Annotated in this window: 13 protein-coding genes; 2 read left to right on the top strand and 11 right to left on the bottom strand. The window is 60.1% G+C overall.

All coding sequences use genetic code 11. The annotated features are described in order from the left end of the window. Positions 1–14: 14 nt before the first annotated feature. Positions 15–917: a catechol 1,2-dioxygenase gene (gene catA, locus KPB06_RS25045; RefSeq protein ID WP_059573739.1), complete on the top strand. Its 903-nt coding sequence runs from the start codon at positions 15–17 to the stop codon at positions 915–917. Positions 918–960: 43 nt separating this feature from the next. Further along, complete coding sequence (catC, locus tag KPB06_RS25040; RefSeq protein WP_059573738.1) at positions 961–1,251, top strand: muconolactone Delta-isomerase; 291 nt, start codon at positions 961–963, stop codon at positions 1,249–1,251. Positions 1,252–1,357: 106 nt separating this feature from the next. Here the strand turns inward: catC and tssJ are convergent, their stop codons facing one another. The 11 genes from tssJ to KPB06_RS24985 form a co-directional block, all read right to left on the bottom strand. After that, positions 1,358–1,876, bottom strand: a complete 519-nt coding sequence (gene tssJ, locus KPB06_RS25035; protein ID WP_059573737.1) for a type VI secretion system lipoprotein TssJ — start codon at positions 1,874–1,876, stop codon at positions 1,358–1,360. A 13-nt stretch (positions 1,877–1,889) separates the two neighbouring features. After that, a complete protein-coding gene (gene tssG / locus KPB06_RS25030) occupies positions 1,890–2,945 on the bottom strand; it encodes a type VI secretion system baseplate subunit TssG (RefSeq protein WP_226094229.1) in 1,056 nt (351 codons plus the stop codon). Positions 2,946–3,010: 65 nt separating this feature from the next. Next, complete coding sequence (tssF, locus tag KPB06_RS25025) at positions 3,011–4,825, bottom strand: type VI secretion system baseplate subunit TssF (protein ID WP_059573736.1); 1,815 nt, start codon at positions 4,823–4,825, stop codon at positions 3,011–3,013. A 10-nt stretch (positions 4,826–4,835) separates the two neighbouring features. Beyond that, positions 4,836–6,419, bottom strand: coding sequence for a type VI secretion system protein TssA (gene tssA / locus KPB06_RS25020; protein WP_059573735.1), 1,584 nt, complete (start codon positions 6,417–6,419; stop codon positions 4,836–4,838). Positions 6,420–6,427: 8 nt separating this feature from the next. Further along, positions 6,428–10,240 (bottom strand): ImcF-related family protein, encoded by a 3,813-nt coding sequence (locus KPB06_RS25015; RefSeq protein WP_059608795.1) that lies wholly within the window; start codon positions 10,238–10,240, stop codon positions 6,428–6,430. Beyond that, on the bottom strand, positions 10,237–11,475 hold the full coding sequence (locus tag KPB06_RS25010) for a hypothetical protein (protein WP_081068165.1): 1,239 nt from the start codon (positions 11,473–11,475) through the stop codon (positions 10,237–10,239). The genes KPB06_RS25015 and KPB06_RS25010 overlap by 4 nt, the downstream gene beginning before the upstream one ends. 3 nt (positions 11,476–11,478) lie before the next feature. Then, entirely contained in the window at positions 11,479–11,736 is a 258-nt protein-coding gene (locus KPB06_RS25005; protein WP_081066514.1) for a PAAR domain-containing protein, read from the bottom strand. 141 nt (positions 11,737–11,877) lie between these two features. Continuing rightward, positions 11,878–12,405 (bottom strand): hypothetical protein, encoded by a 528-nt coding sequence (locus tag KPB06_RS25000; RefSeq protein ID WP_155753800.1) that lies wholly within the window; start codon positions 12,403–12,405, stop codon positions 11,878–11,880. A gap of 615 nt (positions 12,406–13,020) precedes the next feature. Continuing rightward, positions 13,021–13,710, bottom strand: coding sequence for a hypothetical protein (locus tag KPB06_RS24995; protein WP_124657252.1), 690 nt, complete (start codon positions 13,708–13,710; stop codon positions 13,021–13,023). A 354-nt stretch (positions 13,711–14,064) separates the two neighbouring features. Continuing rightward, on the bottom strand, positions 14,065–14,514 hold the full coding sequence (locus tag KPB06_RS24990) for a hypothetical protein (protein ID WP_143328748.1): 450 nt from the start codon (positions 14,512–14,514) through the stop codon (positions 14,065–14,067). Next, positions 14,511–17,159 (bottom strand): glycoside hydrolase family 19 protein, encoded by a 2,649-nt coding sequence (locus KPB06_RS24985; RefSeq protein ID WP_179231765.1) that lies wholly within the window; start codon positions 17,157–17,159, stop codon positions 14,511–14,513. The genes KPB06_RS24990 and KPB06_RS24985 overlap by 4 nt, the downstream gene beginning before the upstream one ends. Positions 17,160–17,163 lie beyond the last annotated feature (4 nt).

The following is a 17,163-nucleotide window of genomic DNA, read 5'->3' as shown; positions in this document are numbered from 1 at the left end:
AACCGGAGACACAGATGAACAAGCAAGCCATCGACGCCCTGCTGAAGACCTTCGACGACGCGGCCGAGAAGCCCGGCAACCCGCGCGTGCGCGCGATCGTCAACCGGATCGTGAAGGACATCTGCTACACGATCGAGGACTTCGACGTGCAGCCGAGCGAATTCTGGACGGCGCTCAACTTCCTGAACGAAGCCGGCCGCGAATTCGGGCTGATCGCCGCAGGCCTTGGCCTCGAGCGCTTCCTCGACGTGCGGATGGACGAAGCCGAGGAAAAGGCCGGCATCCAGGGCGGCACGCCGCGCACGATCGAAGGCCCGCTGTATGTCGCCGGCGCGCCGGAATCGGTCGGCCATGCGCGCCTCGACGACGGCACCGATCCGGGCCAGACGCTGATCATGCGCGGCCAGGTGCTCGGCGAGCATGGCGCGCCGCTCGCGAACGCGCTGGTCGAGGTGTGGCATGCGAACCATCTGGGCAATTACTCGTACTTCGACCCGTCGCAGCCCGCGTTCAACCTGCGCCGCTCGATCCGCACCGATACCGAAGGCCGCTACAGCTTCCGCAGCGTGCTGCCGGTCGGCTACAGCGTGCCGCCGGGCAGCAAGACCGAGCAACTGCTCGACCAGCTCGGCCGCCACGGCCATCGTCCGGCGCACATTCACTTCTTCGTTTCGGCGGACGGTTATCGTAAGCTGACGACGCAGATCAACATCGATGGCGATCCGCATCTGTGGGACGACTTCGCGTTCGCGACGCGCGACGGGCTGATCCCGCCGGTGCGGCAGGCGGAGGGCGCGGAAGGCAAGCCGTACGGCGTCGACGGACAGTTCGCGCTGATCGACTTCGACTTCTCGCTGGTCAAGGAAAAGCAGGACGTGCCGGGCAGCGAAGTCGAGCGGGCCCGCGCGCAGGCGTGAGCGCCCTTCCCGTTCGACGAATCGACAACGCAAGGAGTGCAGGATGCTGTTTCATGTGGAAATGACCGTTCGCCTGCCGGCGGACATGGACCCGGTCAAGGCGGCCACGCTGAAGGCCGAGGAAAAGGCGATGTGCCAGCGGCTGATGAACGAAGGCGTCTGGCGCCATCTGTGGCGCATCGCAGGGCAGTATGCGAACGTCAGCATTTTCGACGTCGAGAGCGTGCAGCAACTGCACGACGTGCTGAGCCAGTTGCCGCTGTTTCCGTACATGGAGATGGACGTGCGGGCGCTGTGCCGGCATCCGTCTTCAGTACGGGACGACGATCGGTGATGCCCTTGCGGCCCATCATCGCCGGGCAACCGGCGCATGGGCCGCATTTTCAGTTCAAGTCGCCTGCGTCAGCGCGGTCTCTTTCGCGCCCCCGACAGCAGTGCGATCACTTCGGCCTATCCCCCGCCATCTGCAATCCGGTCGATGTCAAACCGACGCGTAGCGGCTTGTGCGGATCGAGCTTCCTTTTCTCGATGACGCGCTTCCAGCCGCCGGCTGCGTCCGGGACGCGATACAACGCGACGATCGCCACATACTCCGTCTCGCGTTGCATCGGTTGAGACAAGCTCGACGAAGCTCCGGGGTTCACGACGGCCGACATATCGGCCTGCAGATCCTGAGCAAGCACCGTCCGGTCGTTCTTCAACAGATCGTCGTACGATGCTCCGTCGAACATCTTGCGGTCCTTCAACTGGTAGACGCGAACGGCCACCGACGTCGGCCGCCCTGCGTCGTCGGGGTTCAGTTCGGCACGGGCGACCAGATCGACGTCAAGCACCTTCACCTGCTTGAAAAACACGGCGCGATACGCATTCGACGACGCGTCCGACACGGACTGCCAGGCACCGCAACCTGACAGCAGCAAGACGGCGACGGCGGTAGCCGCACTCATTCGATAGAACATGGGAACTCCGGAATCAGATCGTGCGCGGCACGAGATGCGGGTTGGGTTGCGGTACGGGGAACGCCTCGTACACGCCAAGCGCGATGCCGATCATGCGTTCATCGACCGACGGCAGCACCGTCGTCCAGCCGAGACGCGGCGCCGGGCCGGCATGTTCGACGCCGACGGTCGGATGCGGAACGAACCTTGACGACACTTCCATCCGCAAATGCACATCGGCCTTGACGCCGACATACAGCTGGATGAATGCCATCACCTCTCGATGCAGCCACGCACCGGGCAACAGGTCCTGAGCCTGCCGTTCGTCGACCGGCCGCAATGTCACGCGCACCGCGCGGCTGCGATACGCGAGACGCCTGCCGAGCACGTAACCGCCGCCGAGCCCGCCGCGCTTCCCGTCCGACAGCGCGTCCGCATCCGGCTTCGCCGACGTCAACGGCTTTGGCCGACCGCTACTCGTCGTCACCGCCCAGAATTCGTCCACCCGAACATCGGCTCCCGGCGCGGCGAGCGCCACCACGCCGGCCAGCCCTTCCGACGTGCGTGTCCGCTGGATCAGCAGCCCCAGCAGGGCAAGCATCCGGGAATCCGGCAAACCCGCACGCAAGGGCTTGTCGCCCCATCCGAATCCGGCGAGACACAACAGGCTGCGCGAATAATCGTCGACTCCGCCGACCTGGAAACGCTCCGGATAACGATATTTCTTCCATGCGCGATACAGCAGCGTCGCCACCCGGTGGTTGAACGGATCGAGAAACGCCTCGACCGCCTCATGCCCTTCCTCCCGCAGTACGATCTCGTCGATCATGTGCGACGGCATCGCCGCATCGACGCCGTAAAGCCCCATGAACGTCGTGCGCACGGTCGGCGGTGCCTCGGGGTGCTCGTCGTCGAATTCGACCGCGGCCATCTCGCCCGCCGGAAACCCCAACCGCGGACGCGGCCGGAACCGCACCGGCTCGTGCTCCGGCGTATCGCGCGTACCGAATCCGGCGCGTTCGGGCGTACACGCCTCCAGCAGCCGACAGAACTGCATGAACGTCATCTTCGGCGCTCGCTGGAACAGCATCCCGACAACCGTCGGCACCCCCTTCGACGCGGCAGCTTCGGCCACCGTCCGATCGATCGAAGCCGTCATAGCGGCGCCCGCCGAGCCTTGCTGCGCGGCCACTCCGTCCGCGACCGGGACGGCAGGCTGACGATCGCCAGCTTCGTGAACAGATTGATCTCCGCATACGCGCCGAAGAACCGATGCAGCAGCTCGCCGAACAGCATCACGTCGCCTTCGCCGGAGAACGCGTGCGAATCGAGCGTGATCTCGATCAGCACACCGCGTTCCACCGCGCCGCCCGATACTTCTTCCAGCATGTCCTGCGACACATGCAGGATGCCGGCGAGCCGCCGCCGGTTCAGCTCCTCGTTCGTCCAGTCGTACAGCGCCAACGCGCCGCGCAATACCTCCGCGTTCATCATCGACAGGAAATTCGGCGCGAGATGCGACAGCACGCGCCACTGGAAGCGGTCTTCGGTCGGCGGATACAGCGGCAACGTCGGCGCGACGAGATTGCGCACACCCCCGACGTTCGGCGTGCTGGCCGCCAGCTCGTCGAGGCTCGCCTCGCGCAGCCCCTTGCGCGGCAGCAGCCCGTTCGTCCCCGTCACGCGCAGCGACAGGCTTTCCTCGGGCAGCGTGTCCATCGACTCCCACGCGTGCCCGCCGAGGATCACCCACATTTCGTGCAACCCCGATACGCCCGAACGCACGCGCGTGTGGAAATAGCGCTCCGGCGCCTCGTGCCGCAGCATGCCGCCGCGGTGCCGGAACGTCGCGAACGGCACGTATTCGTATCGCTCGGCCGTATCGTGATCGAACGTCGCGACTGCATCGACCGAATACGTCTCGACATGCTCGCCCTGATGGCCGGCCGGCACCACGCGATATTCGGTTTCGTGATGATCGATCTCGATCGGCTCGGCATCGAGTTCGAACAGGTTGATCACCGGCGAGCAGAACAGCCGCACGTTTTCCGCGTTGAAGCGCTGGTCCGACGGATAGGCGTCCTTGAGGACCATCTCCAGCTCGAAGCGGGTCGATGTTTCCGGAAGCGTGGAGATGTCCAGCCCGCACAGATCGACGAACAGAAACTTCTCGCGGAACGTGAAGTATTCGAGCAGCAGCTGATATCCGGAGAATGCCGCATCGGCTTTGGGCCACAGCCGTTCTTCCGTCGAAAAGCCGGCCGGCTCGATCGTGACGCCCGGCAGCGGCACGGCTTCTCCGTCGCGTATTTCCGGAACGCGCCAGTGAATCGCATCGACCTGGCGCGTCAACGCAAGATGCATCGCGAATGCGGTCGGCAGATCGGCGTTCAGGTGCAGCCGCAGCCGCGACAGATCCGTCTCCTTGCGCAGCGCCGAGCCGTGCAACGCGAAGCGCAGGCGGATCACCGAACGGCCGTCGTGACGCACGGCCGGCCCGGCATGCGTGATCGAGACCGGCTGCAGCGCAACGGCCTGCGTCGTCCGATACAGACATTGCACCGTCCGCGGCGCCACGCCTTCCGCGCCGCTCGCAGACGGCACGTTGATCGGCGCGGAACGCACCGGCACGCCGGCAGGCACGACGATCGTTTTCTGAAGCGTCTCCGCGAACGGCGTCAGCTCGACGATCGACAGCGAAGGAATCATCCGCAGATAGTGCGGCCACAACAGGCTGACGAGCCCTTCGGTCAACTCCGGCAATTCGTCGTCGAGTTTCTGCCGTAGCCGGCCCGTCAGGAACGCGAAGCCCTCGAAAAGGCGCTCGACGTACGGATCGCGATCGCCGACGCGGTCCAGATTGAGCAGGCGCGCCCGATCGGGGTGCGCCTTCGCGAATTCCTTGCCGGACTCGCGCAAGTAACGCATTTCCGCTTCGTAGTAGCGCAGGATGGGATCGTCGTTGTCCATGAAAAATCCATTACGAAAGAGTCAATGCGCGCGCGGGATCGAGTACCGTGAGTTCCGCATGCAGTTCGCCGATCCGGCGCGCGAGCGCAGGCTTGTCGGCATCCTTGCGGCTGCTCGTCGCTTTCAATGCGTTGACCAGTTGTTGCTTGACCTCGAACGTCAGCGCCGGCTCCCAGCGCATCAGTGGCAGCGAGCGGGACGTGGCGTCGAGTTCGACCAGGAGCGCGAGCGCTGCATCGTGACGGCCGACGTGGTCGGCCAACCGGGCCATCACGAGCCGCTGCAAGTAGCGATGTCGATCGGTTTTCATGCCGGGCAGCGCTTCGAGCCACGCGAACGCCGCCTCGATACCCTCACGCCCCACCAGTTCGCGGGCCTGGGCTTCGATCTCCGGCCAGTCGCCGGTTGAGTCGCTTTCGCTATCCGCGGAGACCGGCAGCGGCGCAACGGCCTCTCCCGCCTCCAGGTCGCGCACGACCGCGTGCCGGGCAATCCATTCGAGTGTCGTGTCGTCGGCGAAGGGCGTGCCGTCGCTGAACGCCAGCCGTTCGATGCCGGGCAAGCGTTCGAGGAATAGCGCGAAATCGGCGCGCAGCAATGCTCGCCACGCGCCGTACGGCGTACCGACGTGATCGAGCGCCACATGCTGGAAGTACTGCAGATCGAACCACAGGTGATTCGCGCCCTCCATGAATGCGCCTTCGACCCGCTCCAGCAACTCGTGCCAGTGCTTCTGCAGCACGAGGCGCTTCATCTGCTGGCGCAACTCCGCGCGTGGGGGCGCCAGACGCGTATGCGACGCGGCATCCGCCGGCGGCACGTCGTGCAGCGTGTCCCAACGAATGCTTCGCGCGACGCGTACCGAAGGCAGGTAGCCGTTTTCCTGATCCCGCAGCCACGTCGACATCGCACGTGCCTGATCGAGCAAGTCGCGCGTCGACGCGATCGAGCCGGCTGAAATTTTGCCCGGCGCACTGGCCGGCGGCACTGCCGTGCCGGAATCGGCCCCGTGCGCCGGTGCTTCCTTTTTATCGAAGCGCGACACGAGCGGCTGCAAATTCGGACGGGCGGCGTCGGGCCACGCCTGCGTGCACGTCACGAGCACGCCGAGTGCGGCAAGCGCACGCTCGAGATCGGCCGGCGCGAAATCGCCGTGGCGGTCCAGCGCGTCGATCACACGCGCGGTGGCGAGCATGTCCAGCGCGGCTTTCCTCGCTTCGTGGCGGGCGGGCAACAGCGCCTCGCCGAACCGGTCGACGAGCGCGGCGGCCAGTTCGAGCCCGTCGGCGAAACCGGCCGGGCCGTCCTGCCGCAGGCGCGCGAACGCGTAGTAGCCGGCCACGCGCAAATCCTTTCCCGTCTCCTTCAGCAGGTGTTCGCACGCGCGGACGATCAACCCGTCGTCGATTCCCGACAGCTTGCCGGCTTCGTCCTTCATTTCGAAGAACGCTTCTTCGTAGCCGGGATCGCGCCCGCACGCATGCTCGCCCGGTATCGGCGCGATCCATGCGGCCCAGGTGTCCGTGCGTCCCCGATGGAGCGAATCGGCACGCGTGCCGCCGACAAGGGTCTTCACAAAATTGGCTAGCGTCATCGCTGGTCTCAAAAAACGAATGCGTCGCCCAGCAGCGTGAGGGCGTACCGGAACGGGCTGGCGGGTGGATCCGAAAGCGCCGACGTCGTCACCACGGGCGAGATCGAGGGCTTCGGCGGCGTCGTTCGTGTCGTCGGGACGGACGTGGTCGTTCGTGCCGACGCTCGAGCCGGTTCGCGATCGGCATTCCGGCCGGATACCTTCTCCGACGCCGCCCACCTCGCTTCATCCGGCAACGGGCTTCTGCCCGGAAGCCCCGACGGCAGCGGCACGGCCGCATGCTTCGCGGCCTCGATCGCCGACGGCGGCAACGGCGGCGGACCGCTCGCCGAAACCCGCGCCCCTGCGTTCGCCGCCGCCGTCACGAACACGCGTGCCGGCAACGCGAAATGGCGCAACTGGAGCACGTCGAGCGGGCCGGCGCCGGCTTCGCTGCGCAATTGCACCCTGAGCGGAACACCCTGGCTCGTATCCGGCGTCCAGGTCAGCAGATAGCGCGCGTTGTCCTGTTGCTTGACCTTCGCGCGCTCCAGCAGCCGGATGAAACCGAAGCGTCCCTGCGAATCGAGCGCGGTGCGCAAGCCGCCTTGCTCCGTCTGCCATTCGATGTGCGACAGATTTTCAAGCGACTGCCCCGGCCACTCGAACGGCGTCCATTCCTGCTTCTGGTTGAAGTAATGCAGTTCGCGGCCGGACAGCACGAATCGCATGTCGGTGACGCCCGGCGTCGGCTCCGGTCTCAGCTCGTAGCGCACCCGTGCATCGCCGGACGGGAACAGCACCGTCGCCGTGCGCGCGAGCTTGTTCAGCCCGTTCAGGAAAGCCGGATCGATCGTCAATGCGCCGGAGTCCGCGCCCTGCGAGGCCACCCACCGATCGCCATGCCGTTCGACGACACCGGCCAGTTGCGACGTCACGAACTGCGCGACCACGCCGCTGTCCGGACGCATGAAGCGCGCCATCTCGGGCAGCGACGCATCGTTGTCGGAATCCGCGAACGGATAACGGCCGCCGAACGTCCTGTTCCAGTCGGCAAGAATCGCGGTACGCCAGATTTCGTTCAGGCTTGCGGCGGCCGGCTGCACGATGACTTGCCAAGACTGATCGAACGGCGCACGGAACAATGCACCGAATCCGGACCATTGTTCGCCGAGGCTTGCAGCGACGCGGCTCGCGTAATCGCGACTGTCGGCGATATCGGACGTCTTGCCCTGCAGCACGGACTGCGCGGCCAGACGCGCAATCGCGTCCGGATCCGGACTGGAGACGATCTGAGCCGTTTTCAGGCGCATCGCGGTGATCCGCTCCAGGTAGCGCGCCAGACTCAGGTCGCCGGTTGCTGCGGGCGGGCTGACGCCCTTGCCGCCGGATCGCGCCACCGAAACGAGATCGCTGCCGGTCAGACGCAAGATCGGTCCGAACGCGGCCGCGAGCGGCGCAAGTGGTGGCTTCGCCTGCTTCGACGGATCTTTCTCGTCGGCGCCGACCAGTTGCTGCGCCTTACTGATCAGCGTATCGGACAGCGACTGTGCGTTGGCGCCCGTTCCCGCCTGATAGACGACCGCATTCATCAGCGCGACGAGCGGCGAGCGCTGCGGGTCGCCCAGCAGCGTGAGTTGATCGGCCGTGGCTGATAGCGTAGGTGCGGGTTGCCAACGCAGACTGTTGAGGAATAGCCCCCATGCCCGCGCGTAATCGTCGAAATAGCGCTGACGCAGTTCGGCCTTCAATGTCGACGGAGATGCATTGGCAACCTTGGTGTCGGAGAGTACCCAGTCGCTCGCCACATCGCGTTGTTCGCCGGCTTCGTCGATTGCCTTCGAGATGCGCTCTTCCCATGCTGCACGCGTGAATACGCCGGGTACCGTGGCGGTCGTGCCGAACAGGCCCCGGCTCGTTGCACCACCGGCAGAGGATTGCGACGCCGCGTCGCCGAGCAATGTCGCGAGTGATAGCGGCGGGTATTTCGGTGTCGCTTCGTCGACGATCTGCTGGTAGATCGCATCTCCCGAGTTCTGAATGCCGCGCACGCCGACAATCGTCTGGCGGGTGGACGCGATCAGCGCGCCGTCCGGCACGATCGCCGGCGCGGTGCGGTCCGCTCCGGCTCCGCGCCCGATGTGATTGGCAAGGAACGTGATCGCGTGCTGACGCATATCAGCCCATTTGCCGCGCGACAGTTGCGAACCGGCCGGGCGTTCGGGCGCGGACGTCGCGACGAGTTGCGGCGCCAGGAACGCGGCCACGGCCCGCTCGGGCCTGGCAAGCATCAGGTACGTCTTCAGCGTGTCGTAAGCGGCCTGCACCTGGGCTTCGCCGCCGCTCGCGATTTCCGCGTCGGACAGCGACGCGAGTTGATGCAGTCTTGCCTCGAGCTTCCGGCGGATCGGACCGATGAGGATACGGTTCGCGGCATCGGCGTAGTGCGGCCAAAGGGCGTCGAGCAACGCTTCGTCGCGATTCAGGCCGAAACGGGCAATCAACGGCGCGCCGGTGCGCTGACGGATTTCGAGCGTGTCGATCTGGCGATCGAGGTCGGTGAGCGTTTGCAGCGACTGTGCCGGGTTCAAGGCGCCAGTGAGCTTCGCAACCGTATCCGTTGTACCCGAGATCGTTGCACGGTTGCCGAACCCGGACAGCATCGTGCCGACGAGCCAGCAGCCGATCAGCACGGTCGCCATCCACGCCGCCGTGGTCGATAGCGAAAAGCCGATGCGGCGGCCGTGTACGTTGCGGCTGTGGGCGGCGACGGTTTGCCAGATGGTGCGGTGGTGGGGATTGTCGGGCGTATCGTCGCCGTTCTCGATACTGGAATCCGGCGACATCACGTCACGCTCCTTGAACAGCGGCGCAAACATCAGACCGTGAACCGCATGCCTCCAGATACTGGATTCAGACGCTTGCCGCACCAAGTTCGACAGCGCCTCGTGCAGCCTTGAAACATGCTGGGACAATTCCGCGGGATAACGATCGCGGGCATCCGCGGCGAGGCGCGCGACACCCGCATCCGCGAGGTTGCCGGCGAGGTTCCGCAGCGATACATCGATCGCTTCTCCGCTCATCGACGTGTTGGCCCACGTCAAGCCGATGGCTTCGTCTGGATCCAGCCACTCGCTACCGAAATCCGTGACATTCAGAAGGTAAGCGGGCGCGGCCCAGCGTAGCGCGCGCGCATGGCGCGCTAGACGCGTAGCGAGCTCATCAGTGTCGAACGCAGTATTCGCGGCGCTACGGTTGCGGGTAACCGCTACGATCGCATCGATCGGACGGCGCCGCCGCAGTCGGCGGATTTGATCCAGCCATTCGGTGTCGAGTTGGTCGCGGGTCTGGTTTGCATGCAACACGACCGTGTTACCGAGAACGATGTACCCGATGTCGGCCAGTTCGGGCGCGAGACGCCTGACGAGAGGCGTGTCTCCGGCGACAAGCAGCCAGCGGTCACGATAGCCCCAACGCCAGCCGTAGCGGTTACGCAGAACCTCGCGAAGCGCAGCAGCGCGATTGATCTGTCCTGGTGACAGGTTCGGATCGTTGCGCTCGCCGGATTCGGCGCGCTTTTCGGCATCGAAACGAGCGAACCATCTGGACGCCCTCAACACCGCAATCTTCAGCAATACCCACTCGAAGAACTTGACCGCCAGGATTGCCAGCAGCAACGCACATGCCAACGCAAGCTGGCCGATGATCAGGATTTCGCGCGACCACCCGCGACGAGGCCCCTCCACCCACACTGCGATACTGAGTGCCAGGAATACGATGACGGCCGCGACGCCAATGAAGAAACCGGCCGATCGTGTTTTGTTCTCGCTTTTGTCGTTCATGTCCGTTTTCTGCATACGAGTGCGAAAAGTTCCTCATCTTCGCCACAAAGCACCAATTGCGGATCGCCCGTCGTCCGGGCCGCTTCTGCAGCGAGGGCCACGGCCAACCAGGGCCCTGCGCCCGAACAGTCGCCCACCGCTGTCTCGAGCGCGATCCAGCATGCGTCGTCCGGCAACGGCGCCGCTTGGCGAACGCTACCGATACCGTCGCCGACCAGGCCATGCGTCCATACCGTACGCAGACGGTCGGACGGAGTTTGTCCCCACCGTGCAGCAAGCTCGAGTGTTGCGGCAGGAGAAGCGAGCGAGCCTTTGGCAGGCCGATGCAAAAGAAGTCCGGCGGACATCGGCGACGACTCGGGGCGCGAACGCTTGACCAGCAGCGCGACGCCTGCCTCCGCAACGCCGTCGGACAGTACCGAGCTGATTGCATTGCGAAGCTCGACGGCGACCAGAAGGTGGGCGCTCCCGGCGTCTCGGTCGTCGTGCCAGGCATCCGCTTTGAAGACCGTGAGCGCGGGTTCGCTGGCTCCCATCTCCACGTTCAATGCAGGGGCTTGTTCAGCGAGTAGATTCAATATCTGAGTCCCGACGACCTCGTGCTCGAGCCACGATTGGTGACTCAGTTCGACGTAGAGTCTCGTTCCCCGTGGCAGCGCGCGGAGCTGCGGCAGCAGGCCGTCTATCAGGCGCTCGAGCAGCCATGTACAAACCGAACGATGGCGAACATATTCCGAGATTTCGTTACCCGGATAGAAACGAATATCCGGAAGGTTGAGCCAGCGTGCATTGACTTCTCTATCCGCCACTGCATCGCTTGGTCGCGATTTCGTTCCTTCGACTCCCGTCAGTATCTGTTGGAGTGAGTTTTCGGAATCGTTCGTGGAGACGCACCAAGCATGACCTACGATCGTCAAAGGTATGGCTGCCATTGCGTGGCACGCCTGTTCTGCGTCATCGCTCACGCGATTGGTCGCAATCGCCTGATTGCGACAGGCATAGCCGTATCCGAGCCACGCAAACAGCAGGAATGCCCATGCCAGAAATGGGTAACCCGCGACGCAAAACCAGAACCATGGCGTGTTCGCAGGGCGGTCCGTCGACCAGAGCGCGATCGTCAGTCCGGCTCCCGCTCCCATTACGAGTACCAGCAAAATCGTCCAGACGAGCGCCGAGACCCGGGGCGCAGCCGGCACCTTCACGCGCGGCGGCACACGATTGAAGTCGATGGGCATTGCTTACCGGACCCGCGCTCCGCTGGACGGCGCGATCAGAACGGCTCCGCACCGTGTGCGATCACCGTCGCGCGATAGCTGTGTCGTACCGTCCTTCATCCTGCTGCTGCCTTCGACGATTTCATTGTCGCCATGGATCGGGCATGAGACTTTGTCGCCAATACGGGCTGCGCGGCGTCCTTTCACCTTGATGCGATCGGAGCCAGTCAGGACCCGGCCGCCGTGGGTCGTTGCGTCACCTTCGTATGCGAGATTTTTCATTTACGCTTTTCCTCGTGAATATTCAACAACCATCGACCCAACCGGCTTCGGACATGTCCGTACGTTTCCGCAGCATGAAACTCCAACATCTCGCGACCTCTAACATCGATTTAAAATAATCAAAACATAGATTCCCCACCTCTACTTTCCATGATGATCAAGCTTATCGGTGTTATCCACGACCCCATATTCCACACCACTTCGAACAGCTTTATCGAATGGGATATATGCATTGCCTTCGCAAATCTGATCGAATACCAGTTTCCCATTTTTAGAAACATAAATCTCCCCAGGCACGAGCGCATTTGAGACTACGTAGGTGTAGGGCCCGCTCGTAAACTTTAGATGACTACCTAAGCCTTCAGAGAGCCTTGAGACATCAATGATCGAAATTCTTCCGCGCGGGTGTAAGAGTTCGCCAGGGTACTTGTATTCAATATTACTCTGTGTCCCAAAGCGATATTGCACATATCCATGATCGGGTGACGAGTTGTTAGACGCACAAACCGATGCAATCTTCTTTGAGTCCTGTAATTTGCAATTAAAGTACTCGACTTCACCATAATGACAGAGACTCCCCGCATATAGATAATCTTCGCTTGCAGCAGAGGCCACACTATTACAAATAGTTAACAACACCAAGACACCCACCTTTGAGATCGTTTTCACACAAGGCATCCCCAAGCATTTACCAATTCACATCAAAACCAGCGATCAAGCATTTTATAAATTTTCAATTCGACAGAGACGCCAAACGATCGAACCACGGATGGCGCAACTATTAATTATCTACACCATCAACAATCGGGACTGTCACTTGAACAGCTGAAGTAAATTTCCTCGTGCGGCTGACACAACGTGACTTCATCTGCATATGCGCAGCCTCCAACACCGAACACGAAAACCGCCTTAAATACGTCAGCCAAAATACTGTGTGAGCCAAAAATCAATTGATCTCCTTCTTCTATTAATTCTCGAAAAGCACCCACTCCCTCCCCAGACAGCCACCCTTTACCCTGATGCAACTCTGACCGCGACTACTTCGCAGAAAAAACACTATCCCGGACTTGCCGAAAAAAGCCATCTCGATATCCAGCGCTAGCATTTCTTATCACTTAACGCATAAATCCGTATCCGAGCGACCGATCCACTTAACCAAACAGCACTTATTCTTCATTTTTCAAGAAAGAAAGCAGACGCACATAAATTGACCGCCAATGCGAAAATTCCATAAATGAAAAAATGCACTTCAATTTCATGATGCGCGACCATATGAAAAAGGTATCAATTCACATCCACTCCGGCCCCAACATCAAGCGCAGCACAAATCAACCACATTTTTATCGGCACCTTGCTTCCACGATAGTCAATTTTGCACCATCCCGCAGTAGTCCTTTCAACCACCACTCGATCGCCGGCAATCAGATATTTATTTGTCTTAGCACTGGTACGTGACTCATTAAATAGGTAAGCCTTTCTCTTGACCTTTGCACGAACACCATCAGCCCCCTCCATTAGCAAAGCGAGGGGCGAATTAACCACCGACTCAACATCTTTTCTATATTGATACGGAAACCTATAAACCACCCTCTCCCCATCAGACAGCCAACTGTAGTTAGCCCCAAACCAGTCGGTAGCACGCTCATCTTGGCGCAAAACACCCCCAACCGACTCAAAGACGTAGACTGAATAAAATTTTCCGGACGAGTTTTTCTCAACAAGCGAATTTCGAACGTCAAAATAATGAATCACATATATCTTTTCCCGACGATCACGACCGCCCCGCAATAAAAAAGCATCAACGATTTCACCAGGCGTATCGTCGTAAAGCAGACCTCGTCCTTCAGCCTCGACCGGAACACCTCCGCTTTTGATATAAAATAGGGAAATTCCATCAAGCCCGACTGGTGACTTTGTTTTATCATCCAATATCGCCTTCCGGACAAAGCAAACAACTCCCTCTTTGATCTTCAAGGGCGAGTATATTTTCTCCCCGCGCACATCCGAACACACCCCCTTCGCATATACAGAACAACTTACAATAAGAGCACATCCAAAAACATAGCCCTTAATCATCTACACCCCCATTGAGAAATCAGGAAGACCATCCTAAGGATGTTCATAAATTACTCCGCCGGGAGACCTCCGAGATGCGCCGTCCTATTGCATCGACTACAATCTGTGTTCGCAGCAGAAGCTACGCCATTAAAAATAATTAACGATACTAAGGAAAGCTCCTTTGAGATCACTTTCACGAAGACACTCTCGAATATTGACTAATGCACATCAACTTCAGAAGGTAATACCCGCCTCACCCCATCCGACACATCATCCGAGAAGTTTTTGTACTTCGATGACCGACACTCTTGATCCATAATCACCCTTCCATTTCGCGAAACGTACACCCCCCCCCGGCCAAACAGAAGATACAACATACACGTAAGCTCCATTTGTTATTTTTAAATGAAGACCACGAATACTGCCTTCCGAAACATCGGATATTGAAAATAAATTACTTGAACCAATATACCCCTCCGGAATCTCGAAGAAATTATCCTTCTTCCCATATCGATATTTTATATATCCTTTTCCGGGCCTATAATTATTCTTCGCGCAAATTGAAATTACTTTTTTGTTTACAAGCGGACAGCTAAAATAAATATCCTCATCTACTCGACACAGAGTTTCTTCATCTCTCGCCGCGCCGACTCCAGCGCCGGCCACGTTAATTTTCGCCACGCACAAGAGAATTGCAAAAGTAAATTTCCCATTTGTCATCTCAACCCCTGCCAGCCATGAATAGATATGAAATTATTTCTCCGATCAACAATATCCGACATATTTTCATCAGAAATTGGCTGGCCAGGGCGATGACTAAAAAGACCAGGATTTATAACTCTAGTTACGTTGTCTACATCGTCGTTCGCGTCACCATGATCGGCAACCTCATACAACCGATTATCAACCCAATATCCGGCGGCCGATCTAGTTGCATATTTAGCTTGACCGACCAATTCAAAATTTTCCACAAAATTCAGTGACGCCTCACTAGGCCACCCTTGCGAATTTTCTCTATGCCATTCGTTAAATTTTTCATACTGCCTACGCCCAGTAATCTGTATCAAACCTCGCCCCCGATACTTCCACCCGTCCCCGCTTGAAAATGCACCGTTGCCATTTCTTTTTTCATACGCTCGATTTGCTATCGCCTCTTGATCAGCGGGGTGACTGCTCGTACGCCCATATTGTTCTGCTTCAGCGGGATGGCGCTTGAAATAGCTGAATTTCTCGATCAGCCTGGAAGGTGGATAATTCAAACTCTCGCCGTCGTGGACAACCAATGACGGACCCGATTCGCGACGAATCTGGGCAAAGAAATGCTCTCGCCGGAGATAATTGTCCAACTTGAATAACTCTATATTGCCATTTAACTCGTCCATAACCGCTTGCAGTGTTCCAATGTTCGCTCCTGGAAAAATATGCTGAAGCATTGGCAGCGTAAATTTAAACTTTGACTCGAAATTGGCGGCTAGTGAGATTGGATTGACGTGATAGACACTCGCCCCCGGGAAGCCCGGCACCCCAGCCCCCACCTCATCCCACCACGCCAACTTCTCAATCCGCTTCTGCTCTTCCTCATGCTGCGGCTTAGGCCCCGTCTGCTTCTCCAACTCGGCGATCAACTGCTTCCACTTCGACGGATTCGCCCACTCGCTCTCGTGCTTGACGATCAGTCGCGACGCCGCTTGCATCAACCACGGATATCCATCCCGTTCGCCTGTCGACAACGTGCAAAGCTCGTCAGCCGCGCGGCTACCATCACCCCTCTTGTACAGTGCGTCGTATACCTTGAGCATCAACGGACTGAGCTTCGAACACGATGCGAGATCAGGCGCATTCGCACCGCTCGCGTAATCAATCCATGATTGCGTCGTCGCAAAAATCGTATGTGCCGGATCGTGGGTATCTGCCAAACACTCGAAATCGATCCACTTCTGTGCGAACTCGCGGGTCACTCGCCCGCCAGCGAAGTTGAAATCGCACACCCAGCCTTCAATCGCGTGCCCGTGGGCGTTTACGCCGTCGACATGCCACCAACTCACCGGGTATCCTGGATCGGGATTCGGTCCGGGCACCGGAACACGCCGTGTTGAATCACGCGCCAGCTCGGCGAGCGAGTACACCTGCACACGGTCTGTTTTTCGCGATTGCGGATCCGCGCCCTGTACAAATTCGTTGTTCGGCGTACGCTGATACAGCACCGTACCCGGCTCGATTCGCAGAATGGTCGGTTCCGACGGAAGCCCGAGCTCGGCCCAGTCCTCCTTGCGCGAACCATGTTGGCTAACCCATGCACGCCCTTGCTCGAGGAACGGCCGGATGCTGTCATCACAGAAAACCTCGACGTGCGCCATTCGAACGCCCGAGCTACGTTGATTCAACGAGTCGTATCGCCCCAGGTGTCCGATCAGATCCCCCGCCTTGATTGGAATGCCGGGTGTGTCGCCAGGCTTGGCTTGATCCGTTACCACGACAACCCGATCGAACATCGCGTCCTCAACAGCCTCCTCGGCAACCGGCCCGCCATTTTCCTGGCCGAGGAAAACCCACCCACCGATCGCACTCGACGGCTCGACATAACCGCCCGCGTGTTGCGGATACAGCGATGCCCCGTGTAGATCCGTCAGTTGCCCCCACACCTTCCCGTGCTTCGTCTCAATTTTCCCGATGCCGACGCTGGTCCCCTGAGGCACGATGCCAATAGGGGCGCCGTTCGAAACCTTGCGGACTCGCAACCCCTGCTGCGCCGGATCGACAGCCTGTCCGTTTTTTCCCGACACCGGTTTATCCTGCGCATACTGCGTCACCCGCCATTGCCGCGGCCAATACGACGGCTTCTCCCGTTTCGGGAAATTTGCGTAGTCCTCCCAGGACATCAGGTGCATATACAAGCTGTAGAACGTCAGCTTGGTATCCCGCGGGAACTCCATCGTATGCCGCACCAGCGCGAAGCCCGTGCTATACGGCGCTTCATACGGCGCGCCACTATCGGCAGCCGCCATTTCGCTGACCGGATAGGTCTTGTTGGCGCGAAACGCAATCAGCATACCGTCGGCGATACAGCGCAATCCCCCGTCGAGGTCCAGCGACTGGCCCGCACCGGCCTCCGCGATATGGATGCCGCCGTGCCACATGCCGTTGCTGCTCGAAAGATAGGTGCCGGACGGTTCACGCTCGGCCAGCAGCCGATAGATATCGTGCTCATCGGTGAATCGGGTTGACGCATCGGACACGCCATTGCCTTTACGCAAGAACGGAAATGCGAATGACAGTTTCTTCAGAGCAGGCTTAGCAGGCGTCGGCGTTGACTTGGGCGGCGTCGCTCGCTTCGGCGCATTTTTCGATGTGCGTTTGGTCGCCATGGTC

The sequence above is a fragment of the Burkholderia semiarida genome (assembly GCF_029268935.1).
In the GTDB taxonomy this organism is placed as follows: Bacteria; Pseudomonadota; Gammaproteobacteria; order Burkholderiales; family Burkholderiaceae; genus Burkholderia; species Burkholderia semiarida.
This window is presented reverse-complemented; position numbering and strand designations above follow the sequence as displayed.